Source organism: Micromonospora sp. CNZ296, assembly GCF_007827635.1.
This window is the reverse complement of record NZ_VISW01000003.1, coordinates 375730-399197: the sequence shown is the minus strand read 5'-3', so window position 1 is coordinate 399197 and position 23468 is coordinate 375730. Positions and strand designations below refer to the sequence as shown.

The following is a 23468-nucleotide window of genomic DNA, read 5'->3' as shown; positions in this document are numbered from 1 at the left end:
CCGCCCCGGTGCCGTCGGCGCCGGGGCGGGACGCCGTCGGCTGCCCGACTCAGCCGGGGCGGCACGGCCTCCCGGGGCATAGCCTGGGGTCCGGACCACGGCGAGCACTGGGACGCCCCTGATGCCCCTCCCCGACGGCACGGACGAGCTGGCCCGGTCGGCGGCACGCGGCGACCGCGAGGCCCTCGACGCCCTGCTGGCCACCGTACGGCCGGAGGTGCTGCGGCAGTGCGCCCGGCTGCTGCCCCACCGGCAGGACGCCGAGGAGGCCTGCCAGGACGCTCTGCTCGCGCTCGCCCACGGGATCACCGGGTTCGAGGGCCGCTCGTCGTTCGACACCTGGCTGTACCGGATCACCGCCAACCGGGCCCGCTCCACCTACCGGACGTTGCGGCGACGGTGGCGGCGGGAGGCCGGCGGCGTCCCGCTGCCGGACCGGCCCGACCCGCGCCGGACCAGCGTGGTCGCCGGCACCCGGCTCGACCTGCTCGACGCCCTCGACGCGGTCCCGCCGGACCTCGCCGAGGCGGTGACCCTGCGCGATGTGCTTGGACTGAGCTACCGGGAGATCGCCGGCCTGCTCGACGTGCCGGAGGGGACCGTGAAGTCCCGCATCCACGAGGCCCGCCGGCAGCTCCGGGCGCGGCTGTCCGATGCGTGACCCGGCCCGCCGTCGGCGCGGCGTCGCGGTCGTCGCACTCGTCGCCCTCGCCGGGACGCCCGCCTGCGCCGACCGCCCGGTCTCGCCGCTGCCGGTACAGCCGGCGGTGACCAGCGCCGTCGCCGCCGCGCCGCCCACCGCCGCGACCTCACCCGGCCCCACCCCGGCGCCGCTGCGCACGGGCACGCCGGTCCCGGAGCCGTCGGGGGCCACGCCGACGAGCACGCGTACGCGGTCACGGCCGCCGGTCACGCCCCGGACCACCCGGCCCACCCCGTCGGTACGCACCACGGCGCCGGCCGCGTGCTTCGGGCCGGTCCGCTACGACCTGGTGCTCGCCGAGACCGAGCTGGCGCTGCTGAAGTCCCTCTGCTTCGCCGCCGGCGGGATCCTGCGCATCCGGGGGATCGGGCCGGGTGAGGTCACCGTGGACCGGGAGGACCTGGTCTCGCGCAGCTACGAGGCCGGTGTGGTGGACATCCGGTTCGTGCGCACCGGCACGGTGGTGGTCACCATCCCGCAGGACGGCCGCACGTACCCGATCACGGTGGTGGTGGTCTGAGCCCGTCACCTACCCGGTCCGAACTCCGGCGAGCACGCGGTCGGCGAAGTCCGCGCCCGCGTCCGGCGGCGGCACGAGCTGGACGTAGAGCAGACCGGCGCGGCCGGTGGCCGGCCCGGCCGCCTCGACGATCATCGGGCGGCCGGTGGGGCAGGTGTACGTGACCACCGTCCACTCGACGCCACCCTGCCGGCTGCGGCGCGGCGGGGCCGCGGCACAGTCCGCGTGGGCCCGTCCGGCGAGGAAGGCCGCCGGGTCGGCACGACGCGTCTCGCCGCTGGCGAGGCCGACGAAGGCGCCGGGCAGCGTGGGGTCGGCCGCCCAGTTCCCGGGGTCCGGGGAGATCACCAGCGCCGGTTCGAGGTCACCGTCGTCGCCGTACCGTCCCGCCCAGCCGGTCCCCTCGGCCCGCCAGCCGGCCGGCAGGACCACTGTCAGCGGCCCGCTGCGGCCCACCGCACCCGCCGGGGCGGGGTGGACCGCGTCCGCCGCGCACGTGCCGGCGACGGCGAGCGCCACCGCGACCCCGGCGACGAGCCGGCCCGGGTGCGGTGCCCACCCCGCCCGCACGGCAGCGGGCCCACCCGTCACCGCGCGCCGCAGCGCCTGCCGGAACGCGTCCGCGTCCGGGTAGCGGTCGGCCGGGCGCACGGCGGTCGCGGTGCGCAGCACCGTGTCCACGGCGGCGGGCACCCCGGCCCGCAGCCGCGAGCCGGCCGCCCGGCCGTCGGCCGCACCGCCCGGTGGCCGATCCCGGCCGAGCAGCCGCAGTCCGAGGCGGCCCAGCCCGAACACGTCGGCGCGGGTGTCGACCACGGCGAGTGGATCGTCCTGCTCCGGCGCCATGTAGCCGGGCGTGCCGGCCCGGGCGGTCAGCCCGGAGGCGGAGGCGAGCGCCTTGGCCAGCCCGAGATCGGCGATCAGCACCCGGTCGCCGCCGGGCGCCGAGTGGAACAGGACGTTGCTCGGCGTCAGGTCACGGTGCACCACCCGGTGCCGGTGCAGCACCGCAACGCCGGCCGCGATCTCGTCGAGGACCGTCAGGGCCCGCCCCACCGGCAGCGGGCCGCGGGTCAGGCGGTCCCGCAGGCTGCCGCCGTCCGCCCAGGCCAGCACGGCGTACGGGCGGCCGTCGGGCAACTCCCCCACGGCGTGCACCCGGACCAGGCGGTGGTGGTCCAGCTTCCGCAGCAACCGCGCCTCGTCGAGGAACCGTTCCCGCACCCGCAGGTCGTGGCTCCAGTTCTCGGCCAGAACCTTGACCGCCACCCGGTCCGCGAGCGCCGGGTCGTACGCGAGCCAGACCGTGGCGAAGGACCCCGTCCCGAGCAGACGCTCCACCCGGTACGCCCCGATCCGCGCCGGCGTGATCATCGCACCACCTCCGGGACCGCCACCCGGACCATCACGTCGACGGTAGACGATGGACCGAACCGAACCGGTCCGGGCGGAGACCAACAGGACAGGAGAACCCGACCGAAGGAGATCCGCCATGAACCGTCTCCCGTCCACCATCCTCGCCGGCTTGCTGGCGCTGACCGGGATCGCGCCGGTCGCCGTCGGCGCACCGGCCGCCTCCGCCGCTCCCGCGCACTCGGCGACCGCCGCCCGCGGCGACGGCACGCCGGCCCGCGTCCGGCCGACCGTCGCGGAGAACGAGGTGCTCAGCGTCCGTGGCGCCGGCCCGTACCGCATCGGAGCCCGGCTGGACCGGCTCGTCGCGGCCGGACTGATCGACTGGACGGCGCCCGGCTGCCCCGGAGTGGTGCACGCCGGTGCCACCGGCTCCTGGGCCGGGGCGATCCTGCTGGCCTTCCGGGACGGCCGGCTCGTGTCAGTGGGCACGGCCACCGCCCCGCCGCGCTCCCCGGCCGGCGGGTCGGTCGGGATGTCCTTCGCCGAGTTGGAGCGCATCTACGGACCGCGCGGCGGCATGATCCGCAACGACGCGGGTGACGCCGAGGCGTACCTGGTCCGGTTCGGGTCGCGGGTCGAGCTGTTCAGCGACCACCCGATCCGGCCCGGTGCCGGCTTCTACGAGGCCGGTGTGGCGTCGTACGTCGAGCGGTCGTTCCGGCAGGGCTGCTGCTGAGCGACGCCGGGGCCCGCCGGACGCGGGCCCGGCCGGCGCGCCGGGCCCGCGCTCAGTCCGCCGACCGCCACTGGCGGGCCAGCAGCGCGTAGACCACCTCGTCGGTCCACTCCCCCTTGACGAACTCGTTCTCCCGCAGGTGCGCCTCCCGGCGCATGCCCAGCCGCTCCAGCACCCGGGCCGAGGCGGTGTTGCGGGCGTCCAGCCGGCCCACGATCCGGTGCAGCCCCAGCCCGTCGAAGCCGATCCGCAGCAGCTCCCGGGCCGCCTCGGTGGTGTACCCCCGGCCGGTGTGCGCGGGGTGCGCCACGTACCCGATCTCGCCCTGCCGGTGCTCCCCGCTCGTCCAGCTCAGCAGCACGTCGCCGAGGAACTCGCCGGTGTCCGCCAGCGTCACCGCCAGGTTGAGCACGTCGCCGGGGGCGCGCAGCGCGGTCCGCCGGACCAGCCGGTCGATCGCGGCCCGGGCGGCGGCGTCGTCGTACGGCTGGTGGTAGAGGTAGCGGGTCACCTCCGGGCGGCCCCGGTAGTCCCGGACCACGGCGAGGTCGTCGGTGGTGAAGGCGCGCAGCAGCAGGCGCTCGGTGCGTATCGGCAGATCGGGCACGAACACCCCGGCAGGCTACGTCGCGGCTGTCGTCCGGCCCACCCGATTACGCCCCGGGCACCGCACCGGGCGCGGCGGTGGCATGGTCGTACGGTGAGCACCGCACCCACCACCGCCTGGCGCCGGCCGGCTCCCACGGCCGCGCAGTTGCGCGCCGACCTCTGGGTCGGACTCGCGGTCACCGTGCTGGCCCTGTTCGAGCTGACCCTGGCGCGCAGCACCGGGGCCTTCCTGCTCGGCCCGCCGCCGAGCCTCGCCGAGCAGGTCTGGTGGACCGTGGCGGTGACCGCCCCGCTGGCCGTACGGCGGCGGTGGCCCGCCGCCGTCGCGGTGGTCGTCTCGATCGCGTTCATCGCCGGGCAGGCGCGGGCGGTCCCGCTCGCCCAGCTCCCGTCGGGCGCGCTGTTCGCGGCCCTCTTCACGCTCGGCGCGTGGGGTGCCGACCGGCGGCTGGCCGGGCGGCTGCGGGCCGGCGTCATCGTGGCGATGTTCGGCTGGCTCGCGCTGTCCCTCGCGCTGCGGGCCGACCAGATCTCGGCGGCCTCCTTCGCCGACGCCGCCGGTCCGGTGCCGCCGGTGCTCGCCGCCGTGGTGAACGGCGTCTTCTACAACGTGCTGTTCTTCGGGTTCGCCTACTACTCCGGGCAGACCGCCTGGGTGGCCGCGCGTCGCCGGCACGAACTGCGGGAGCAGGCCGAGCAACTGCGCCGATCACAGGTCGAGGCGCGCGAGCGCGCGGTGATGGGCGAGCGGGTCCGCATCGCCCGCGAGCTGCACGACGTGGTCGCCCACCACGTGTCGGTGATGGGCGTGCAGGCCGCCGCGTGCCGGCGCGTGTTCGACCGTGACCGCGACAAGGCGCGGACCGCCCTGGCCGCGATCGAGGAGACGGCCCGCACCTCGGTCGACGAGCTGCGCCGGATGCTCGGCGTGCTGCGCGACCCGGACGCCGCGGCCGGCGCGACCACGCCGGAGGACACCGCCGGCATCGATCAGGTCGCCGCGCTCGTCGACCGGGCCCGGGACACCGGGCTGCGGGCCGAACTCGGTGTGTACGGGGAACCGGCGCCGCTGCCCCGCTCGGTGTCGCAGGCGGCGTACCGGATCGTGCAGGAGGCGGTGACGAACGTGGTCAAGCACGCTCACGCCACCACGCTGGACGTGCGCATCCGCTATCTGGCGAGGGAACTGGAGATCGACGTGAGCGACGACGGACACGGGGGCGTACCCGAGGCCGGGGCCGGGGCCGGGCTGGGCCTGATCGGCATGCGGGAGCGGGTCGCCGCGCACGGCGGTGAGGTGGAGGCCGGGCCGCGTCCCGGCGGCGGGTTCCGGGTCCGGGCCCGCATGCCGCTGCCGGTCGAGGCCGCCGGGCGGGCGGCGTGAGCGCCCCGGTGCGGGTGCTGCTCGTCGACGACCAGCACCTGGTCCGGACCGGATTCCGGGTGATCCTGGAGGTCGAGGACGACATCGAGGTGGTCGGCGAGGCCGCCGACGGGCAGCGCGCCGTGTCGATGGCGACCGCGCTTCGGCCGGACGTGGTGCTGATGGATGTGGAGATGCCGGTGCTCGACGGGCTGGAGGCCACCCGCCGGATCACCGCCGACGCGACGCCGGGCGGGCCGGCGGTGCTCATCCTCACCACGTTCGACAGGGACGACTACCTCTTCGCCGCGTTGCGCGCCGGGGCGAGCGGTTTCCTGCTCAAGAACGGCACCCCGGAGGACCTGATCGACGCGGTCCGGGTGGTGGCGCGCGGCGAGGGACTGATCGCACCGGCGCTCACCCGGCGGGTGATCTCCACCTTCGCCCGGCCCGGGGCGGCGCCGCCGGACCCTCGGCACGACGCGGCCACCGCGGACCTGACCCCGCGCGAGCGGGAGGTGCTGGAACTGGTGGCGCGCGGGGCCAGCAACGCCGAGATCGCGGACGTCCTGCACGTCGGCGAGGCGACTGTGAAGACCCACGTCAGCCGCGTCCTGGCCAAACTCGGGCTGCGCGACCGGGTGCAGGCGGTGGTGTTCGCGTACGAGCACGGGGTGGTGCGGCCCGGCGGGTGACGCCCGTCCGCCGCGCGACGGACCCGATGATCGCCCCGTGGTGGGACGACGGGAGCGGGGGCCGGCCGTAGCGTCGGGATCATGACAAGCGTGCTCCGCCTCGACGGCGTCGACCGCAGCTTCGGCGACCGTCAGGTGCTCAAGGACGTCTCCTTCGACGTGACCGCAGGGCGCATGACCGGATTCGTCGGCGGCAACGGCGCCGGCAAGACCACCACCATGCGGATCATCCTCGGCGTGCTCGCCCCGGACGCCGGGCAGGTGACGTGGCGGGGGCGGCCGCTCGCGCGCGAGGCCCGGGCCCGGTTCGGCTACATGCCGGAGGAACGCGGCCTCTACCCGAAGATGACCCCCCGCGAGCAGGTGGTTCACCTCGGCCGCCTGTACGGGCTGGACGCCGCCGGGGCGCGCCGGCGTACCGACGCGCTGCTGGAGCGGGTCGGTCTCGGCGAGCGGGCCGACGACCTGCTGGAGACGCTGTCGCTGGGTAACCAGCAGCGGGCGCAGATCGCCGCCGCGCTGGTGCACGACCCGGAGGTGCTGATCCTGGACGAGCCGTTCTCCGGACTCGACCCGCTCGCCGTCGACATGGTGGTGGCGGTGCTGCGGGAACGCGCCGCCGCCGGAGCGCCGGTGCTGTTCTCCAGCCACCAGCTCGACGTGGTGGAACGGCTCTGCGACGACCTGGTGCTCATCGCGGGCGGGACGATCCGGGCCGCCGGCGCCCGCGAGGAGCTGCGCGCCGCGTACACGCTGCCCCGGTTCTCGCTCGTGGTGGACGGCGACGCCGGCTGGCTGCGCGACCAGCCCGGCGTGCGACTGGTCGACCTCGACGGCGCCCGCGCCGTGTTCGAGGTGGACCCGCCCGCCGACGACCAGGCGGTGCTGCGCGCGGCCCTGGCCCGCGGCCCGGTGCGCGCGTTCGGCCCGGTCACCCCGTCCCTCGCCGAGATCTTCCGAGAGGTCAACCAGTGAACACGTTCCAGGCCACCCGGCTGGTCGCGGCCCGCGAGATCAAGGTCAAGGTCCGCGACAAGACGTTTCTCTACAGCACGCTGATCTTCCTGCTGCTCGCCGTCGTCGCCACAGTGGTGCCGGCGATGGTGAGCAGCGGTCCGTCCACTGTGGCGGTGACCGCCGCCGGTGCCGAACCGCTGCGCGCGGCGGGGCTGGACGTCCTCGTGGTCGCCGACGACGGCGCCGCCGAGCAGGCGGTACGCGACGGCGACGCGGACGCCGCGGTGGTGGCCGGTCCGCTCGTGGTCGCCGACGAGCGGGCCCCGGACGACGTGGTCTCCGCGCTCAGCGCGGCCCCGCAGGTGAAGCTGCTGGACCCGGACGCGGTGGATCCGCTCGTCGCGTACCTGGTGCCGTTCGCCTTCGCGTTCGTCTTCTTCTTCATGTCCCAGACGTTCGGGTTGCAGATCGCGCAGAGCGTCACCGAGGAGAAGCAGACCCGGATCGTGGAGATCCTGGTGGCCGCCGTGCCGGCCCGGGCGCTGCTGGCCGGCAAGATCCTCGCCGCGGGCGCGCTGGCGCTGGGACAGATCACCCTGATCGCGGCAGTCGCGCTGATCGGCATGCGCCTGACCGACGGCGGCGACCTGCTGGGTCTGATCGCGCCCGCGATCGGCTGGTTCGTGCCGTTCTTCCTGTGCGGCTTCCTGCTGCTGGCGGCGATGTGGGCGGCCGCCGGTGCGCTGGTGAACCGGCAGGAGGACATCGCCGGGGCGTCCACGCCGGTGCAGCTCGCGGTGATGGCGCCGTTCTTCGCGGTGATCTTCCTGAACGACAACGCCGCCGCGATGCGGATCCTGTCGTACCTGCCGATCTCCTCGCCGACCGCGATGCCGGTACGGCTGTTCACCGGCGACGCGGCGCCGTGGGAGCCGATCGTGTCGCTGGCGCTGCTGCTGCTCGCCGCGGCCGGGTTCCTGCTCGCCGGGGCGCGGATCTACGAGGGTTCGCTGCTGCGCACCAACGGGCGGACCTCGGTGCGGGCGGCGTGGCGGCAGCGGGAGCCGATCGGCTGACCGTGCGAGACGCCGAGCGCCGGCCACCCCGTGATCCGGGGGCCGGCGCTCGGCACGTCGGGCGGAATCAGCCGACGGCGGCCATGACCTCGTCGGAGACGTCGAAGTTGGCGTAGACGTTCTGCACGTCGTCGCAGTCCTCCAGCACGTCGATCAGCTTGAAGATCTTGCGCGCGCCCTCCTCGTCCAGCGGCACGTTCACGCTGGGGATGAGGGAGGACTCGGCCGACTCGTACTCGATGCCGGCGTCCTGCAGCGCGGTGCGGACCGCGACCAGGTCACCCGGCTCGGAGACCACCTCGTACGCCTCGCCGAGGTCGTTGACCTCCTCCGCGCCCGCGTCGAGCACGGCCATCATCACGTCGTCCTCGCTGGTGCCGGCCTTGGGGACGATCACCACGCCCTTGCGGGAGAACATGTACGACACCGAGCCGGCGTCGGCCAGCGAGCCGCCGTTGCGGGTAAGGGCGGTGCGCACCTCGGTCGCGGCGCGGTTGCGGTTGTCGGTGAGGCACTCGATCAGCATCGCCACGCCGTTCGGCCCGTAGCCCTCGTACATGATCGTCTGCCAGTCGGCGCCGCCGGCCTCCAGGCCGGAGCCGCGCTTGACCGCGCGATCGATGTTGTCGTTCGGGACCGAGTTCTTCTTCGCCTTCTGGATGGCGTCGTAGAGAGTCGGGTTGCCGGCCGGGTCACCACCGCCGGTACGGGCCGCCACCTCGACGTTCTTGATCAGCTTGGCGAACATCTTGCCGCGCTTGGCGTCGATGACCGCCTTCTTGTGCTTGGTCGTCGCCCACTTTGAGTGGCCGGACATCTGTTACCTCCGTTGCTACCCGCCGTCTGCATCGACCGCACCGCACACGCCCCGCTCCCCCGCCGGCGCACGTCGAGGTGCCGTGATCTTCGCTGGGAGCCGCGGCGGGCTGATGGCCCTGCCGAATCTCGGCAATCCTACCGGCGAGGGCCGGGTGACTGTCACGCGCCGCACGGCACCGGCCCGCCCGAGGCCGCCCGAACCGGCACAACCAGGGACGGACCGGATGCTCAGGAGGCGGCCCGGACGAGTTCCACGAAGGACCGGTGCAGGCGCAGGTCGCCGGTCAGCTCGGGGTGGAACGACGTGGCCAGCAGGTTGCCCTGCCGTACCGCGACGATCCGGCCCGCCGCCGGCCCTTCGGTCACCCGACCGAGCACCTCGACGTCCGGGCCGACGCGCTCCACCCAGGGCGCCCTGATGAACACCGCGTGGAACGGCCCGCCGTCGACGCCGGTGAGCGCCACCGGCGCCTCGAACGAGTCGACCTGGCGGCCGAACGCGTTGCGCCGCACCGTCATGTCGACGCCGGCGAATCCGCGCTGGTCGGGGCGGCCGTCCAGCACCTCCGCCGCCAGCATGATCATGCCGGCGCAGGAGCCGTAGACCGGCATGCCGGCGGCGATCCGCTTGTCGATCGGCTCGCGCATCTCGAAGATGTCCACCAGCTTGCTGATCGTGGTCGACTCGCCGCCGGGGACCACCAGGCCGTCGACCGCGTCCAGCTCGCCCGGCCGCCGCACCGGCCGGGCGTCCGCGCCCACCCCGGCCAGCGCGGCGACGTGCTCGCGTACGTCGCCCTGAAGCGCGAGCACGCCGATCACGGGTACGGCCACGATGCTCCCTCCGGGGTGTTAAAAGGGGGCCCCGCCTCTACCGCAGGCGTTAACAGGGGGCCCTTCCTTGCACTCACCAGCCGCGCTCGGCCAGGCGGTGCGGCTGGGGGATCTCGTCGACGTTGATGCCGACCATCGCCTCGCCCAGCCCCCGGGAGACCTTCGCGAGCACGTCCGGGTCGTCGTGGAACGTGGTCGCCTTGACGATCGCGGCGGCCCGCTGGGCCGGGTTGCCGGACTTGAAGATGCCCGAGCCGACGAAGACGCCCTCGGCGCCGAGCTGCATCATCATGGCCGCGTCCGCGGGGGTCGCGATGCCGCCGGCGGTGAACAGCACGACCGGCAGCTTGCCCTGCTCGGCGACCTCCTTGACCAGCTCGTACGGGGCCTGGAGCTCCTTGGCCGCGACGTACAGCTCGTCGGAGGGCAGCGACTGGAGCCGGCGGATCTCCTGCCGGATCTTGCGCATGTGGGTGGTGGCGTTGGAGACGTCACCGGTGCCCGCCTCGCCCTTCGAGCGGATCATCGCGGCGCCCTCGGTGATCCGGCGCAGCGCCTCGCCCAGGTTCGTCGCACCGCACACGAACGGGACGGTGAACGCCCACTTGTCGATGTGGTTGGCGTAGTCGGCCGGGGTCAGCACCTCGGACTCGTCGACGTAGTCGACGCCGAGGGCCTGGAGGACCTGCGCCTCGACGAAGTGGCCGATGCGGGCCTTGGCCATCACCGGAATCGAGACGGCCTGGATGATGCCGTCGATCATGTCCGGGTCGCTCATCCGGGACACGCCGCCCTGCGCGCGGATGTCGGCCGGCACGCGTTCCAGGGCCATCACGGCGACCGCGCCGGCGTCCTCGGCGATCTTCGCCTGCTCGGGGGTGACCACATCCATGATCACACCGCCCTTGAGCATCTCGGCCATGCCGCGCTTGACGCGGGCGGTGCCGACGGCGGTGGCGGTGGTCGGGGCTGCGGATTCAGACACGGGACATCGCTCCTCGGCGTGCTCGGGAGGTGACTGCGCAGGAATGCTACGACCGGCACGGCGCCGATCCGAGCGCCAATCGAACCCCCGGTGGCCTGCCGTGTGGCCCCCGTCACGGCCGGTGCGTCAGCCGGTGGTCACGTCCGCGTGCGAGGCCAGCGTGGGGTCGTCGATGTCGAAGTAGCGCGGCCACTCCCGCCCGCGTCCCATCCGGAACAGCCGCACCACCGGACGCCCCCGCGCCGAGCGGGCGTCCCGGACCAGGTCGGTGTGCACCTGCCGGGCCAGCCCCAGCCGCCTGCTGGCCGCGATCACCGCCGCGCAGGCCGGGTCGTCCGGGTCCAGCCGCACCGCGCGCAACTGCCGGGTCAGGTCGTTCTCGGCCGCCTCGCGCTCCTCCGGGGCGGCGTCCAGCGCGATCCGGGCGGCGGCGTACAGCTCCACGCCGTACCGCTGCTCGGCCAGGACCGCGGCGGCGGCCGCGCGGCGCAGCAGGTGCGCGTCCAGCGCGCGGGCCGCCGAGTCCGCGCGGACCTGGAGCCGCTGCACCCGGCCGGAGGTCCAGATCAGGTACGCCGAGAGCAGCCCGAGCACCGCGACCGCGCCCACCACCCACCACATGCCCGGCATCGTAGTGCTGCTCCTCATCCCGGCCGGCCGGCGCGGTGCACCGGTCGACGCGCTCGTCACAGCGGCCGCAGCGGCCACAGCGGTCAGCCCAGACCCGCCCACTCCTGGTCCATGACCCGGCCGTCGGTGGCCTCGATCGCGGCTGCGTATACCTCCAGAACGCGGCGGGCAACCACGGGCCAGTCGAAATTCGCCACCACCTGGTCGCCGCAGGCGGTCAGCCCGGCCCGGCGGCCGTCGTCGTCGAGCAGCTCGGACAGCGCGGCGCCCAGCGCGGCCGCGTCGCCGGTCGGGAACAGCCGGCCGGCCCGCCCGCCGTCGAGCACCCGGCGGAACGCGTCCAGGTCGCTGGCGACCACCGTGGTGCCGGCGGCGAGCGCCTCGGTGAGGATCATCCCGAAGGACTCCCCTCCGGTGTTCGGTGCGACGTAGAGGTGCACGCTGCGCAGCATGCGTGCCTTGTCCGCCTCGGAGACCAGGCCGAGGAACGTGACCCGGTCGCGCAGCCCGGCCGGGAACCGCCCGTACAGCTCGTCGGCGTCACCCGGGCCGGCGACCAGCAGGCGCAGGCCGGGGCGGTGCTGAGCCAGCGCGACGAACGCGTCCCGCAGGATCGGGAAGCCCTTGCGCGGCTCGGTGAAGCGGCCCAGGAACCCCAGCGTGCCGCCGGTGCCCGGGGCGCACTCCCCCGGCCAGCCCGGCAGTGGCGGCACCCCGGCGAACTTCGCCACCGCCACCCCGTTGGGGATCTCCACCGCGCCGCCGTCCATGTGCTCGACCTGCACCTTGCGGGCCAGCGCACTGACCGCGATCCGGGCGGTGATCCGCTCCAGCACGATCTGGAGCACGCCCTGCGCGGCCGACATCACCCGGGAGCGGGTCATCGCGGTGTGGAAGGTGGCCACCACCGGGCCGCGGGCGCAGAGCACCGCCAGCATCGACAGGCTCGGCGTGAGCGGCTCGTGCACGTGCAGCACGTCGAACTCGCCACGGGTGATCCAGCGGCGCACCCGGGCGGTGGAGACCGGGCCGAACGCGATCCGGGCCACCGACCCGTTGTACGGCAGCGGCACCGCCCGGCCGGCCGACACCACGTACGGCGGCAGCGCCGAATCCTCGTCGGCGGGCGCCAGGACGCTCACCTCGTGACCGAGCCCGAGCAGCGCCTCGGCCAGGTCCATGACGTGGTTCTGCACGCCGCCCGGCACGTCGAACGAGTACGGGCACACGATGCCGATACGCACTGCGCCCCCCTAGACCGTCCCGGTGGTGGCCGGTGGCTGCGCCGACGTGGGCGTACCGTCCCGGCCCTGGTCCAGCCACATCCGCTGCAACATGTGCCAGTCTTGCGGATGCCGGGCGATGCCCGCCGCCAGACCGTCGGCAATCCGCTGCGTCACCGTGCGGACCCGCTCGTCGAGCGGCGCGCTGTCCGGGTCCGGCAGCGGCAGCGGGCCCTCGATCGAGGCGCACGCCGCGTCCGGTTCGTACCACATCGAGGCCACGTAGAGCGGGGCGCCGGTGCGGATGGCCAGCAGCGCCGGCCCGGCCGGCATCCGGGTCCGGCCGCCGAAGAAGTCGACCTCCACGCCCCGGGCGGACAGGTCCCGGTCGGCGAGCAGGGGCACCACGTAGCCGGTGCGCAGGCGGTCCACCAGCACGTCGAACGCGGGACGCGGGCCGCCCCGGTTGGGCAGGATCTCCATCCCCAGCCCTTCCCGGAACCCGACGAACCGCTCGTAGACGCCGTCCGGAAGCCGCTCTGCCACCGTGGTCATCGGCCAGCCGGTGGCAGCCACCCAGGCGCCCGCGGCGTCCCAGTTGCCGGCGTGCGGCAGCGCCACCACGGCGCCCCGCCCGGCGGCCACGTCGGCGGCGAGCAGTTCCTGCCCGTCGAGGCGGAACCCGGCGAGGATCTCGGTGCGGCTCAGGCCGGGCAGCCGGAACGCCTCCATCCAGTACCGGGCGTACGAGCGCAGCCCGGCACGCACCAGCACGTCCAGCTCCGCGTCGGGCATCTCCGGTCCGACCACCCGGCGCAGGTTGGCGCGCAGTCGACGCGTACCCCCGCCGTCCTTGCGGTGGGCGCGGTCGGCGCCCATCCGGAAGGCCGCCGCCGCGACGGGCCGGGGCAGCGCCCGGACCAGGCGCCAGCCCGCGACGAAGCCCGCCTCGGTGAGGTTCACTCGGCGCCGACCCGCTGGGCCTGGCGGTACACGTGGGCCATCCGCTGGCCCACCGTGAAGATCGAGACGGCGGCGAGCAGCCAGAGCGCGATCTCCAGCGCCGGACGGACCCCGACGCCGGTGAGCAGGCCGCCGACGCCCACGATGAGCAGCCGCTCGGTGCGCTCGGCGATGCCCACGTTGCAGGTCATCCCGAGGCCCTCGGCGCGGGCCTTGACGTAGGAGACCAGACCGCCCGCGGCCAGGCAGATCAGCGCCACCGCCACGCCCGAGTAGTCGTGCTCGGTGGCCAGCCAGTACGCGACCGCGCCGAACACCGCGCTGTCGGCGACCCGGTCCATGCTCGAGTCGAGGAACGCCCCGAACCGGGTCGACCCGCCGCTCATCCGCGCCATCGTGCCGTCGAGCAGATCGGTGAGGGCGAAGACCGTGACGATCAGCGCGCCGGCGACCAGATGGCCGCGCGCGCCGAAGCCGAGCGCGCCCACGAGCACGCCGACGGTGCCGGTCACGGTGACCGCATTGGGGGACACGCCCGCACGCAGCAGCGCGCGGGCGACCGGCTCCACGACGCGGGTCATGCCCGCGCGGGCCGTCACTTGGAAGATCTTCGCCATGGCGGTCCCACGATAACGGCCCGCAACCGCCAGGGACACAGCCGGGCGTACGACCCGCCCGGCGGCCCTTGTGCGGGCACCCCTGCGGGTGTGAGATCGAGCCAGGAGGTGAGCCAGTTCACCGGATCACCGGTCCGCGTTCCCGTCCAGCAGGAGATCACCGGAAGATATCGCCGCGGCGCCCGTCCCGGGTCCGCTCCCCCGTCGCCCGCGGCGGTCGCCACCACCACCGGTTGAGGGAGGTGCGCCGCGATGGCGCAGAAGAACGAGAAGGGTGTCACCGGCGGCGCGCCGGTGGTGACCGAGCCCGGCAGGGTTCGCAACGTGGTGCTCGTCGGGCACTCCGGTGCCGGCAAGACGACGCTCGTCGAGGCGCTGCTGGCCGCCAGTGGCACGATCGGCCGGGCCGGCGCCGTCGCCGAGGGCACCACCGTCTGCGACCACGACCCCGCCGCCGTACGCCAGCAGCGTTCGGTGAGCCTGGCGTGCGCCCCGCTGGTGCACCGCGACGTCAAGGTCAACCTGCTGGACACCCCGGGATACGGCGACTTCGTCGGCGAGCTGCGCGCCGGGCTGCGCGCCGCCGACGCGGCCCTGTTCGTGGTCTCCGCCGTCGACGGCATGGACGCCGCCACCGCCGCCCTCTGGGAGGAGTGCGCCGCCGTCGACATGCCCCGGGCGGTGGCCGTCTCCCGGCTGGACCACCCGCGCGCCGACTTCGACGAGGCCGTGGCGCTGTGCCAGCGGGTCTTCGGCGACAACGTGCTCCCGCTCTACCTGCCCATGCTCGGCGACGACGGCGAGTCGGTGGCCGGGCTGATGGGGCTGATCACCCGCCGGGTGTTCGACTACTCCGGCGGGCTGCCCGCGGCGGTACGCGAGCCGGACCCGCAGCACCTGCCGGCCATCCAGGAGTCCCGCGACGAGCTGATCGAGGGGATCATCGCGGAGAGCGAGGACGAGACTCTGATGGACCGCTACCTCGGCGGTGAGGAGATCGACCCCGAGGTGCTGATCACCGACCTGGAGACGGCTGTCGCCCGCGGCCACTTCTACCCGGTGGTGCCGGTCTGCGCGGAGACCGGCGTCGGCCTGGACGCGCTGCTCGACGGCCTGGTCGCGGCGTTCCCGTCGCCGCTGGAGCACGACCTGCCCGCCGTCACCGGCGTGGACGGCTCGCCCCGCCCGCCGCTGACCTGCGACCCGGACGGCCCGCTCGTCGCCGAGGTGGTCAAGACGACTGTCGACCGGCACGTCGGACGGGTCTCGCTGGTGCGCGTCTTCTCCGGCACGCTCCGCCCCGACCAGGTGATCCACGTGTCGGGCCACGGCATGGCCGAGCGCGGCCACCCGGACCACGACGCCGACGAGCGGGTCGGCCACGTCTACAGCCCGCTGGGTGCGACGCTGCGCGAGGTGCCCGCCTGCGTCGCCGGTGATCTGTGCGCGATCACCAAGTCGGGCAGCGCGGAGACCGGCGACACCATCTCGGCCAAGGACGACCCGCTGCTGATCGCGCCCTGGGAGATGCCGGAGCCGCTGCTGCCGGTGGCGATCGTGGCGCGCAGCCGGGCCGACGAGGACGCGCTGGCCCGCAACCTGTCCCGGCTGGTCGCCGGCGACCCGACGCTGCGGCTCGAACGCAACCCGGAGACCCACCAGCTTGTGCTCTGGTGCATGGGCGAGGCGCACGCCGACGTGGTGCTCGACCGGCTGCGCGGCGGCGGCGTCGAGCTGGACACCGAACCGGTCCGGGTGCCGCTGCGCGAGACGTTCACCGCCGCCGCGCGCGGGCACGGCCGGCACGTCAAGCAGTCCGGCGGCCACGGCCAGTACGCGGTCTGCGACATCGAGGTGGAGCCGCTGCCCCGGGGCGCCGGCTTCGAGTTCGTCGACCGGGTGGTCGGCGGCGCGGTCCCGCACAACTACATCCCCTCGGTGGAGAAGGGGGTACGGGCGCAGATGGAACGCGGCCTGATCGCCGGCTGCCCGGTGGTGGACCTGCGGGTGACGCTGGTCGACGGCAAGGCGCACAGCGTCGACTCCTCCGACGCGGCGTTCCAGACCGCGGGCGCGCTGGCGCTGCGCGACGCCGCCGAGAAGGGCCAGCCGGCGCTGCTGGAGCCGGTCGACGAGATCACCGTACGGGTACCCGACTCGTCGGTCGGCGCGGTGATGGGCGACCTGTCCGGGCGGCGTGGCCGGGTGCTCGGCACCGAGCCGGACCCGGATGCCGAGGGCCGCACGCTCGTCCGCGCCGAGGTGCCCGCGACCGAACTGCTGCGGTACGCGGTCGAGCTGCGCTCGATGACGGCCGGCACCGGCACGTTCCGCCGCGAGTTCGCCCGCCACGACCCCATGCCCGCCCACCTCGCCGACCAGGCCCGCAAGGAGTCCACCACCCGCTGACCCCGCCGCCCTCCCCCACCCGCGCCCGCCCGCCCTCGCCCTCCCCCGCGATCTTGCACTTGCGGCCCCCGCAAAGGGGGCATTCCCGACAACATGCGGGCCACAACTGCAAGATCGCCGCCGACGAGGGCGGGGTGGCGGAGCGGGTGGCGCGGGAGGCTCGGTCAGGGGCGGACGGCGGGAACCGGGGGCATCGGCCAGTGGGGGCGATCGGCGTCCCGGAGCGCGGCCGAGCGTACCGCCGCCAGTTGCCGCTCCACCTCGGCGAACTGGTCCGGGGCGAGCGGGCCCCGGGCCAGCGCGGCCGCGTTCTCCTCGACCTGCGCGACGGTACGGGCACCGGGGATCGGCACGGCCCGGTCGCTGCGCGCCCAGATCCACCCGATCGCCCCCTGGGCCAGGGTGCGTCCGTCGGCGGTCAGCGCGTCGCGCACGGCGGCGACCCGGCGCAGCCACTCCGGGGCGGGCCGGCCGCTGCGGAACCACTCCAGCCAGGTCGGCCCGAGTCCGCGTACGTCGTCGCGGGGCAGCGTGGACTCCGGCGTGTACTTGCCGGTGAGCAGACCCATCCCGAGCGGCCCCCGGGCGAGGCCGGCCAGGTCGTGCTTGTCGCAGGCGTCGAGCATGGCCGGGGCGTCCCGGAGCACCGACAGCGCGTGCTGCACGGCGGCGGCGCCGCGGGCGACCTGCGCGAAGGCGGCGGCCCGGTCGGCCCGGTCGGTGCTCCACCCGTACGCCCGGATCAGGCCGGCGTCGACCAGGTCGTCGAGCGTGCCGATGAGCGCCTCGGCCCGGGGCAGCGGCAGGTCGCCCAGGTGCAGTTGGTAGAGGTCGATGCGGTCGGTGCCCAGCCGGCGCAGCGAGCCGGTGACCGCCCGGCGCAGGTAGTGCGGCGAGGCGTTCTCGCCGGTGGCCTGCCGGGTCCGCTCGTCGAACGTGTAACCGAACTTCGTGGCGATCACCGCCTCGTCACGCCGGCCGGCGAGCGCCCGGCCGAGCACCCGCTCGCCGTGCCCGGCGCCGTACGTGTCGGCGGTGTCGAACAGGGTGACGCCGAGGTCGAGCGCGCGGCGGACGGCGCGTACCGACTCGTCGTCGTCGACCCGGCCCCAGCCCAGCGGCCGGGCACCCTCGGCCCACGGGCCGCCGATCGCCCAGCACCCCATGCCGAGGGCGCTCACCTCGATGCCGCTGCGCCCCAACTGTCGCGTGTCGACTGCCACCGCCGCATCCTGTCACCTTCCCGGCGTACACGGGCCGATTCCTGACCCCTGAGCAGGGTCGCGGTCACGCCGCGTGACGCCCGGCGGTGCACGGTCGTGGTGAACGCGATATGCCTCAGAGTCATGAATATGCCTCTGAGGCATATCGGTCCGCTGTCGTCCCTTCGATCCGGCTCCGATGAGGAACGCCGCCGCCCGGCGAGCCGTCAGCGCGCGTACGCCAGCAGCACCGGCTCGTCCTGACCCGGCCAGGCGCCGGCGAGGCCGCCCGCCTCCGGCACGTCGGCCGGTACGGGCCGCCGGACCACCGCCAGCTCGACGTCCCCCACCCGGACCACCGTCACGCCGCCGTCACCCGGACCTGCCGAAACCGGACCCGTCGGCACCGGACGGGCGGTACGGCTGCCGGTCAGCGTCATGCTCACCGGGCGCACCTCGCGCTTCCCGTCGACCTCGAAGTACTCCTCGGCCTGACCGGCGTCGGCGAGCACGGCGGCGGCCAGCAGCGGCGCGTACACCGGGTCGCCGCAGGCGTCGTACGCCCAGCGGCGGCCGAGGACCGAGTGCTCGATGACGCCCACCAGGTGCTCGTCCGCCCCGGCCAGCGGCGCGCCCCGGTAGGTCAGCGGCACCTGGAGCACCGGGCCGTCACCGGCGCGCACGAGCAGCGTCTCGATGCCGACCTCGCCGGCCGGGTCGTCGAACCGGTACGCCGCGACGCGGGTGACCGGCGCGCCGGCCTCGCCGGCGAACCACTGCCGGCCGGGCAGCCAGCCGGCGAGCAGCTCCAGTTTCGAGGGGCGCAGTTCCGCGCGGTGCAGGAGAGCCATGCGCGAGATCGTACTGTCGGGGCGGGCCCCCGTCAGGCCGCCGCCCACGCCTTGGCGAGCAGCTCCCGGGTGTCGGCGAGCAGTTGCGGCAGCACCTTCGTCCGGCCGATCACCGGCATGAAGTTGGCGTCGCCGCCCCAGCGCGGCACCACGTGCTGGTGCAGGTGCGCGGCGATGCCCGCGCCCGCCACGCCACCCTGGTTCATGCCAAGGTTGAAGCCGTGCGCGCTGGAGACGTGCCGGACCACCCGCATGGCGGCCTTGGTGAACGCGGCCAGCTCGACCGTCTCCGGCTCGTCCAGCTCGGTGTAGTCGGCCACGTGCCGGTAGGGGCAGACCAGCAGGTGCCCCGGGTTGTACGGGTAGAGGTTGAGCACAGCGAAGACGTGCTCGCCGCGGGCGACCACCAGGCTCTCCTCGGCCGGCAGGCCGGGCGCGAGGCAGAACGGGCAGCCGGCCGGCTTCTCGTAGCCGCCCTCGGGACGGTCCTCGCCGGAGATGTAGGTCATCCGGTGCGGCGTCCAGAGCCGGTCCAGCCCGTCCGCCAGACCGTCGTCGCCGCCGTACCCGGTGTGCCGCTCCGCCCCTGTCACACAGGCGATCCTACGATCCGGGCCGGGTCGCCGCCGAACCGCGCCGCCGCCCGGCGGCGCGGTCGGCGGAGCGTCTACTCGGCGGCGGTGGCGGTGGGGCCGGCGTTGGTACGCGACTCCACCACCTCGCGGACGTGCGCCACCGCCTCGTCGACCGGCACGCCGTTGCGCTGCGAGCCGTCCCGGTAGCGGAACGAGACGGTGCCGGCGGCCACGTCGTCGTCACCGGCGATCACCATGAACGGGATCTTCTGCTGCTGCGCGTTGCGGATCTTCTTCTGCATCCGGTCGTCGCCCAGGTCGACCTCGGCCCGGATGCCGTGCCGGCGCAGCGTCGCGGCGAAGTCGACCAGGTAGTCGCCGTGCTCGTCGCGGATCGGGATGCCGACCACCTGCACCGGCGCCAGCCAGGCCGGGAACGCGCCCGCGTAGTGCTCGGTGAGCACGCCGATGAACCGCTCGATCGACCCGAACTTGGCGCAGTGGATCATCACCGGCTGCTGCCGGGTGCCGTCGGCGGCCTGGTATTCCAGCCCGAAGCCCTTGGGCTGGTTGAAGTCGTACTGGATGGTCGACATCTGCCAGGTCCGGCCGATCGCGTCCTTGGCCTGCACGGAGATCTTCGGGCCGTAGAACGCCGCGCCGCCCGGGTCCGGCACCAGTTCCAGGCCGGTCTCCAGCGCGCACTGCTCCAGTACGGCGGTCGCGGTCGCCCAGTCCTCGTCGGAGCCGACGAACTTGTCCGGCTTCGACTCGTCGCGGGTCGACAGCTCCAGGTAGAAGTCGTCGATGCCGAAGTCGCGCAGCAGGCTGAGCACGAAGCCGAGCAGGTGCTTGATCTCGGACGGCGCCTGCTCGCGGGTGCAGTAGGAGTGTGAGTCGTCCTGGGTGAAGCCGCGTACCCGGGTCAGGCCGTGGATCACGCCCGACTTTTCGTACCGGTAGACCGTCCCGAACTCGAACAGGCGGATCGGCAGCTGCCGGTAGGACCGCCCGCGCGACCGGTAGATCAGGTTGTGCATCGGGCAGTTCATGGCCTTGAGGTAGTAGTCGCTGCCCTCCATCTCCATGGGCGGGAACATCGTGTCCTTGTAGTAGGGCAGGTGTCCCGAGGTGTGGAAGAGACCTTCCTTGGAGATGTGCGGCGTGCCGACGTAGTCGAAGCCCTCCTCGACGTGCCGCGCCCGGACGTAGTCCTCCATCACCCGCTTGAGCACGCCGCCCTTGGGGTGGAAGACCGGCAGGCCGGACCCGATCTCGTCGGGGAAGCTGAACAGGTCGAGGTCCGCGCCGAGCTTGCGGTGGTCGCGGCGGGCGGCCTCCTCCAGAAGCTTCAGGTACGCCTTGAGCTCGTCCCGGGTCGGCCACGCGGTGCCGTACACGCGCTGGAGCTGCGGGTTCTTCTCCGAACCGCGCCAGTACGCGGCGGCCGAGCGCATCAGCTTGAACGCGCCGATCAGCCGGGTGTTCGGCAGGTGCGGGCCCCGGCACAGGTCCGACCAGCAGACCTTGTCCTCGTTCGCGGCGAGGTTGTCGTAGATGGTCAGCTCGCCGCCGCCCACCTCCATCACCTCGGAGGAGTCCAGCCCCTCCCCCTTGACCTCGATCAGCTCCAGCTTGTACGGCTCGGCGGCCAGCTCGGACCGCGCCTCGTCCAGGTCGGCGAACCGGCGGCGGCGGAACCGCTGGCCGGACTTGACGATCTCCTGCATGCGCTTCTCGAGCTTGGTCAGGTCGTCCGGCTGGAACGGCTTGTCGACGCCGAAGTCGTAGTAGAAGCCGTTCTCGATCGGCGGGCCGATGCCGAGCTTCGCGTCCGGGAAGACGTCCTGCACGGCCTGGGCCAGCACGTGGGCGGTGGAGTGGCGCAGCACGTTCAGCCCGTCCGGGCTGTCCAGCGTGACCGGCTCGACCGCGACGTCCTCGGCCGGGCGCCAGTCCAGGTCACGCAGCTGGCCCTGCGGATCGCGGACCACCACGATCGCCTTCGGCCCGCTCATCGGCAGGCCGGCCGCGGCCACCGCGTCGGCCGCCGTGGTCCCGGCGGCGACGACGACGGGGTCGGCCACGACGGGGGTACGGGGTGCGGACACGGTGACTCCTGTCGTCGACGGTACTGGTGGGCCGGTGACCGGCCCCTGCGATGCTATCGGTCGCCCGGACCCGGACCGCCGCCGACGCCGGTGCCCGTCCTCGGCGAGTTCCGTGCCGTGTTGAACCTTTTCGCCCCGCCGCCCGAACTACCAGGTGGGGCCGGAGCCGGTGCCGACCCCAGCCGAGAAGGATGGGGACGACCATGAGGATGATCCGTCAGGGCCGGTGGGCGGCTGCGCTGCTGGCGGCCGTACTCGCCGGGACGGTGGGCTGGCCGGGCGCGGCGAACGCGGCCGGGGTGACCGTCACGACCTCGCCCGCCCAGGTACGCCAGGGCGACGCGATCGAACTGTCGGTGCTGGTCCCGGCGGACAAGCCCGGCACCCGGACCACCCGGATCGAGCTGACCATGCCCGCGGACGCCCCGATCGGCGAGGTGTACCCGCTGTCGGTGCCGGACTGGGCGCCGACCATCACGACCCGCACGCTCGACCAGCCGGTCCCCGGCATGCACGCGGCCGAACTGAACCAGGTGACCCACTCGGTGAGCTGGCTGCGGATGCCCGGCACCGGCACCGGGGCGGCCCGGCTGCCGCTGGGCATGGGACCGATGCCCGCCACCGACCGGCTCACGTTCACCGTGACGCAGACGTACGACGACGGCACTGTGGTCCGATGGGCGGACCCGGCGGGTGGCGCGCACCCCGCGCCGACGCTCGACCTGCTGCCGCCGCTGCCGGGCACCGTGACGCACGACGGCGGCGCCGGTACGAACGGCGGCGCGCACGGCGGTCACGGCGCCGCGGGTGCCCCCGGCGATGCCGGTGGGGCGCAGGGCGGCGCACCGGGCGGCACGGCACCGGCGGCCGGTGCGGCGGACGACGGGCCGAGCGCGGACCTGCTGCTCGGCGGCGGCCTGCTCGCCGGGCTGGCCGGTGGCGCGGCGATCGGCTGGCTGCTCAGCCGCCGCCGGCGCGACACCATGACCCTCCCGCCCGACGACAGCCCTTCCCCCGACGAGCCCGCCGCCACCGGACGCCCGGACACGGACCCCCGCTCCGGCTCCCCCGAGCCGGCCCCCGCCCCCGCCGCCGACGTCCCCGCGACCGTCGAGCCCGTCCCCGCTGGTGGTGCGCGCCGGAACGCATGATCGACTCCACCTCGCCGAGGTGGCTGCATCCCTCCGCCGCCGACCCCGCCACTTCCCCGAACCGGCGCGCGCACCCACGACCACCACGGCCGGCGAGGGAGGGCGGGCGGTCAGGCGGGAGTGGGGAGCCAGGTGGGGAGCGGCTCGCGGGCGGTCAGCCAGCCCTCCGGCACGCCGCCCGGCGCGCCCACCCCGGTGTACGCGGCAACGATCCCGCCCACGATCGCGGCTGTGGTGTCCACGTCGCCGCCCGCCTCGACGCAGGCGCGGATCGCGGCGGGGTAGTCGTGCAGCAGCGTGGCGGCGACCCACAGCGTGAACGGCACGGTGTCCTGCGCGGTGACCCGGGAGCCGTTGCCGAGCGCGTCGGCCGCCTCGGCGGCGGAGTGACCGAGCAGCGCGGCGGCCCGGCGTACGCCCCGGTGCACCTCACCGGCCGGGTCGAGCGCCCCGGCGACGGCGGTGAGCAGCCGGGCCGGGTCGGGGCGGCCGCCGTCGAGGCGGGCGCGGGCGGCGAGCGCGGCGGCGACCGCGACCGCCACCGCACCGGCGACGCCCTCCGGGTGGGCGTGTGTCACCTCGGCGGAGGCGCGGGCCTGCTCGGCGGCGCGGCGGGTGGAATCGGCGTGCCAGGCGCCGAGCGGCGCGACACGCATGGCGGCGCCGTTGCCGCAGGAGCCCTGCCCGTCGAACGCGGACGCGGCGGCCACCGGCCAGGGCGTGCCGGTGCGGATCAGCCGCAGCACCGTCACCGCGCCCGGCCCGTACCCCCGGTACGGCTCGCAGCGCTGCGCGAACGCCAGCGCCAGCCGGTCCCGGTCGATGCGGCCGTCGGCGGCCAGCTCGGCCACCACCGAGCACGCCATCTCGGTGTCGTCGGTCCACTCCCACGGCGGCGCGGGCAGCCGCCCGGCGGCGAGGTCGTCCGGGTGCCGGCCGGGGACGAAGAACTGGGAGCCGAGGGCGTCGCCCACCGACAGGCCGGCCAGCGCGTCGCGGGCGAGCGTGAGGCGGGTGTCGGGGAAGAGCGTGAACGTCATCGCCGTCCCAGCTTGCCCGGTTGGCCGGACCGCCGCAACGCGA

23 protein-coding genes are annotated in these 23468 nt (G+C 74.6%); 9 read left to right on the top strand and 14 right to left on the bottom strand.

Going from position 1 to position 23468, the window contains the following annotated elements; all coding sequences use genetic code 11:
- Positions 1-121 precede the first annotated feature (121 nt).
- Together FB455_RS07340 and FB455_RS07335 are read left to right on the top strand one after the other, a co-directional pair.
- Complete coding sequence (locus FB455_RS07340) at positions 122-661, top strand: RNA polymerase sigma factor (RefSeq protein WP_013285445.1); 540 nt, start codon at positions 122-124, stop codon at positions 659-661.
- Positions 654-1223, top strand: coding sequence for a hypothetical protein (locus tag FB455_RS07335; RefSeq protein ID WP_145752678.1), 570 nt, complete (start codon positions 654-656; stop codon positions 1221-1223). Before FB455_RS07340 ends, FB455_RS07335 begins: the two co-directional genes overlap by 8 nt.
- A gap of 9 nt (positions 1224-1232) precedes the next feature.
- On the opposite strand, the gene FB455_RS07330 is transcribed toward FB455_RS07335, so the two are convergent.
- Positions 1233-2597: a serine/threonine-protein kinase gene (locus FB455_RS07330; protein WP_013285443.1), complete on the bottom strand. Its 1365-nt coding sequence runs from the start codon at positions 2595-2597 to the stop codon at positions 1233-1235.
- Positions 2598-2715: 118 nt separating this feature from the next.
- Here FB455_RS07330 and FB455_RS07325 point away from each other — a divergent pair, with 118 nt between their 5' ends.
- On the top strand, positions 2716-3315 hold the full coding sequence (locus FB455_RS07325) for a hypothetical protein (RefSeq protein ID WP_013285442.1): 600 nt from the start codon (positions 2716-2718) through the stop codon (positions 3313-3315).
- 52 nt (positions 3316-3367) lie between these two features.
- Here FB455_RS07325 and FB455_RS07320 read toward each other — a convergent pair whose 3' ends face one another.
- Positions 3368-3928, bottom strand: a complete 561-nt coding sequence (locus FB455_RS07320; protein WP_030270988.1) for a GNAT family N-acetyltransferase — start codon at positions 3926-3928, stop codon at positions 3368-3370.
- An 87-nt stretch (positions 3929-4015) separates the two neighbouring features.
- On the opposite strand from FB455_RS07320, the gene FB455_RS07315 reads away from it, so the two are divergent.
- From FB455_RS07315 to FB455_RS07300, 4 genes are all read left to right on the top strand, one after another.
- On the top strand, positions 4016-5308 hold the full coding sequence (locus FB455_RS07315; RefSeq protein WP_030270986.1) for a sensor histidine kinase: 1293 nt from the start codon (positions 4016-4018) through the stop codon (positions 5306-5308).
- Positions 5305-5982 (top strand): response regulator, encoded by a 678-nt coding sequence (locus FB455_RS07310; protein ID WP_013285439.1) that lies wholly within the window; start codon positions 5305-5307, stop codon positions 5980-5982. The genes FB455_RS07315 and FB455_RS07310 overlap by 4 nt, the downstream gene beginning before the upstream one ends.
- An 81-nt stretch (positions 5983-6063) precedes the next feature.
- Positions 6064-6957, top strand: coding sequence for an ABC transporter ATP-binding protein (locus FB455_RS07305; protein ID WP_030270984.1), 894 nt, complete (start codon positions 6064-6066; stop codon positions 6955-6957).
- On the top strand, positions 6954-8015 hold the full coding sequence (locus FB455_RS07300) for an ABC transporter permease (RefSeq protein WP_030270983.1): 1062 nt from the start codon (positions 6954-6956) through the stop codon (positions 8013-8015). Before FB455_RS07305 ends, FB455_RS07300 begins: the two co-directional genes overlap by 4 nt.
- A gap of 67 nt (positions 8016-8082) precedes the next feature.
- Here the strand turns inward: FB455_RS07300 and FB455_RS07295 are convergent, their stop codons facing one another.
- The 7 genes from FB455_RS07295 to pgsA all read right to left on the bottom strand — a co-directional run bounded on the left by FB455_RS07295 (position 8083) and on the right by pgsA (position 14086).
- Positions 8083-8832 carry a YebC/PmpR family DNA-binding transcriptional regulator gene (locus FB455_RS07295; RefSeq protein ID WP_013285436.1) on the bottom strand — a complete coding sequence of 250 codons (750 nt, stop codon included), beginning with the start codon at positions 8830-8832 and terminating at the stop codon, positions 8083-8085.
- Between the two features lie 230 nt (positions 8833-9062).
- Positions 9063-9668, bottom strand: coding sequence for a pyridoxal 5'-phosphate synthase glutaminase subunit PdxT (gene pdxT, locus FB455_RS07290; RefSeq protein WP_013285435.1), 606 nt, complete (start codon positions 9666-9668; stop codon positions 9063-9065).
- 73 nt (positions 9669-9741) lie between these two features.
- A complete protein-coding gene (pdxS, locus tag FB455_RS07285; protein ID WP_013285434.1) occupies positions 9742-10653 on the bottom strand; it encodes a pyridoxal 5'-phosphate synthase lyase subunit PdxS in 912 nt (303 codons plus the stop codon).
- Between the two features lie 126 nt (positions 10654-10779).
- Positions 10780-11283 carry a hypothetical protein gene (locus tag FB455_RS07280; protein WP_013285433.1) on the bottom strand — a complete coding sequence of 168 codons (504 nt, stop codon included), beginning with the start codon at positions 11281-11283 and terminating at the stop codon, positions 10780-10782.
- Between the two features lie 83 nt (positions 11284-11366).
- Complete coding sequence (locus tag FB455_RS07275) at positions 11367-12527, bottom strand: glycosyltransferase family 4 protein (protein ID WP_030270979.1); 1161 nt, start codon at positions 12525-12527, stop codon at positions 11367-11369.
- A 9-nt stretch (positions 12528-12536) separates the two neighbouring features.
- Positions 12537-13469, bottom strand: coding sequence for a phosphatidylinositol mannoside acyltransferase (locus tag FB455_RS07270; protein ID WP_030270977.1), 933 nt, complete (start codon positions 13467-13469; stop codon positions 12537-12539).
- Positions 13466-14086: a phosphatidylinositol phosphate synthase gene (gene pgsA, locus FB455_RS07265; protein ID WP_030270975.1), complete on the bottom strand. Its 621-nt coding sequence runs from the start codon at positions 14084-14086 to the stop codon at positions 13466-13468. The genes FB455_RS07270 and pgsA overlap by 4 nt, the downstream gene beginning before the upstream one ends.
- Positions 14087-14338: 252 nt before the next feature.
- Here pgsA and FB455_RS07260 point away from each other — a divergent pair, with 252 nt between their 5' ends.
- Positions 14339-16495 carry an elongation factor G-like protein EF-G2 gene (locus FB455_RS07260; protein WP_030270973.1) on the top strand — a complete coding sequence of 719 codons (2157 nt, stop codon included), beginning with the start codon at positions 14339-14341 and terminating at the stop codon, positions 16493-16495.
- A 164-nt stretch (positions 16496-16659) separates the two neighbouring features.
- Here the strand turns inward: FB455_RS07260 and FB455_RS07255 are convergent, their stop codons facing one another.
- The 4 genes from FB455_RS07255 to thrS all read right to left on the bottom strand — a co-directional run bounded on the left by FB455_RS07255 (position 16660) and on the right by thrS (position 21234).
- Positions 16660-17661 carry an aldo/keto reductase gene (locus tag FB455_RS07255; protein ID WP_052166144.1) on the bottom strand — a complete coding sequence of 334 codons (1002 nt, stop codon included), beginning with the start codon at positions 17659-17661 and terminating at the stop codon, positions 16660-16662.
- Between the two features lie 263 nt (positions 17662-17924).
- A complete protein-coding gene (locus FB455_RS07250; RefSeq protein ID WP_030270303.1) occupies positions 17925-18548 on the bottom strand; it encodes a CG0192-related protein in 624 nt (207 codons plus the stop codon).
- Between the two features lie 32 nt (positions 18549-18580).
- Positions 18581-19141 carry an HIT family protein gene (locus FB455_RS07245; RefSeq protein ID WP_013285426.1) on the bottom strand — a complete coding sequence of 187 codons (561 nt, stop codon included), beginning with the start codon at positions 19139-19141 and terminating at the stop codon, positions 18581-18583.
- 74 nt (positions 19142-19215) lie between these two features.
- Positions 19216-21234 (bottom strand): threonine--tRNA ligase, encoded by a 2019-nt coding sequence (gene thrS, locus FB455_RS07240; RefSeq protein ID WP_030270305.1) that lies wholly within the window; start codon positions 21232-21234, stop codon positions 19216-19218.
- 203 nt (positions 21235-21437) lie between these two features.
- Here thrS and FB455_RS07235 point away from each other — a divergent pair, with 203 nt between their 5' ends.
- Complete coding sequence (locus tag FB455_RS07235; protein WP_013285424.1) at positions 21438-22385, top strand: DUF1775 domain-containing protein; 948 nt, start codon at positions 21438-21440, stop codon at positions 22383-22385.
- A gap of 110 nt (positions 22386-22495) precedes the next feature.
- Here FB455_RS07235 and FB455_RS07230 read toward each other — a convergent pair whose 3' ends face one another.
- Positions 22496-23425, bottom strand: coding sequence for an ADP-ribosylglycohydrolase family protein (locus FB455_RS07230; protein ID WP_013285423.1), 930 nt, complete (start codon positions 23423-23425; stop codon positions 22496-22498).
- Between the last annotated feature and the right edge of the window lie 43 nt (positions 23426-23468).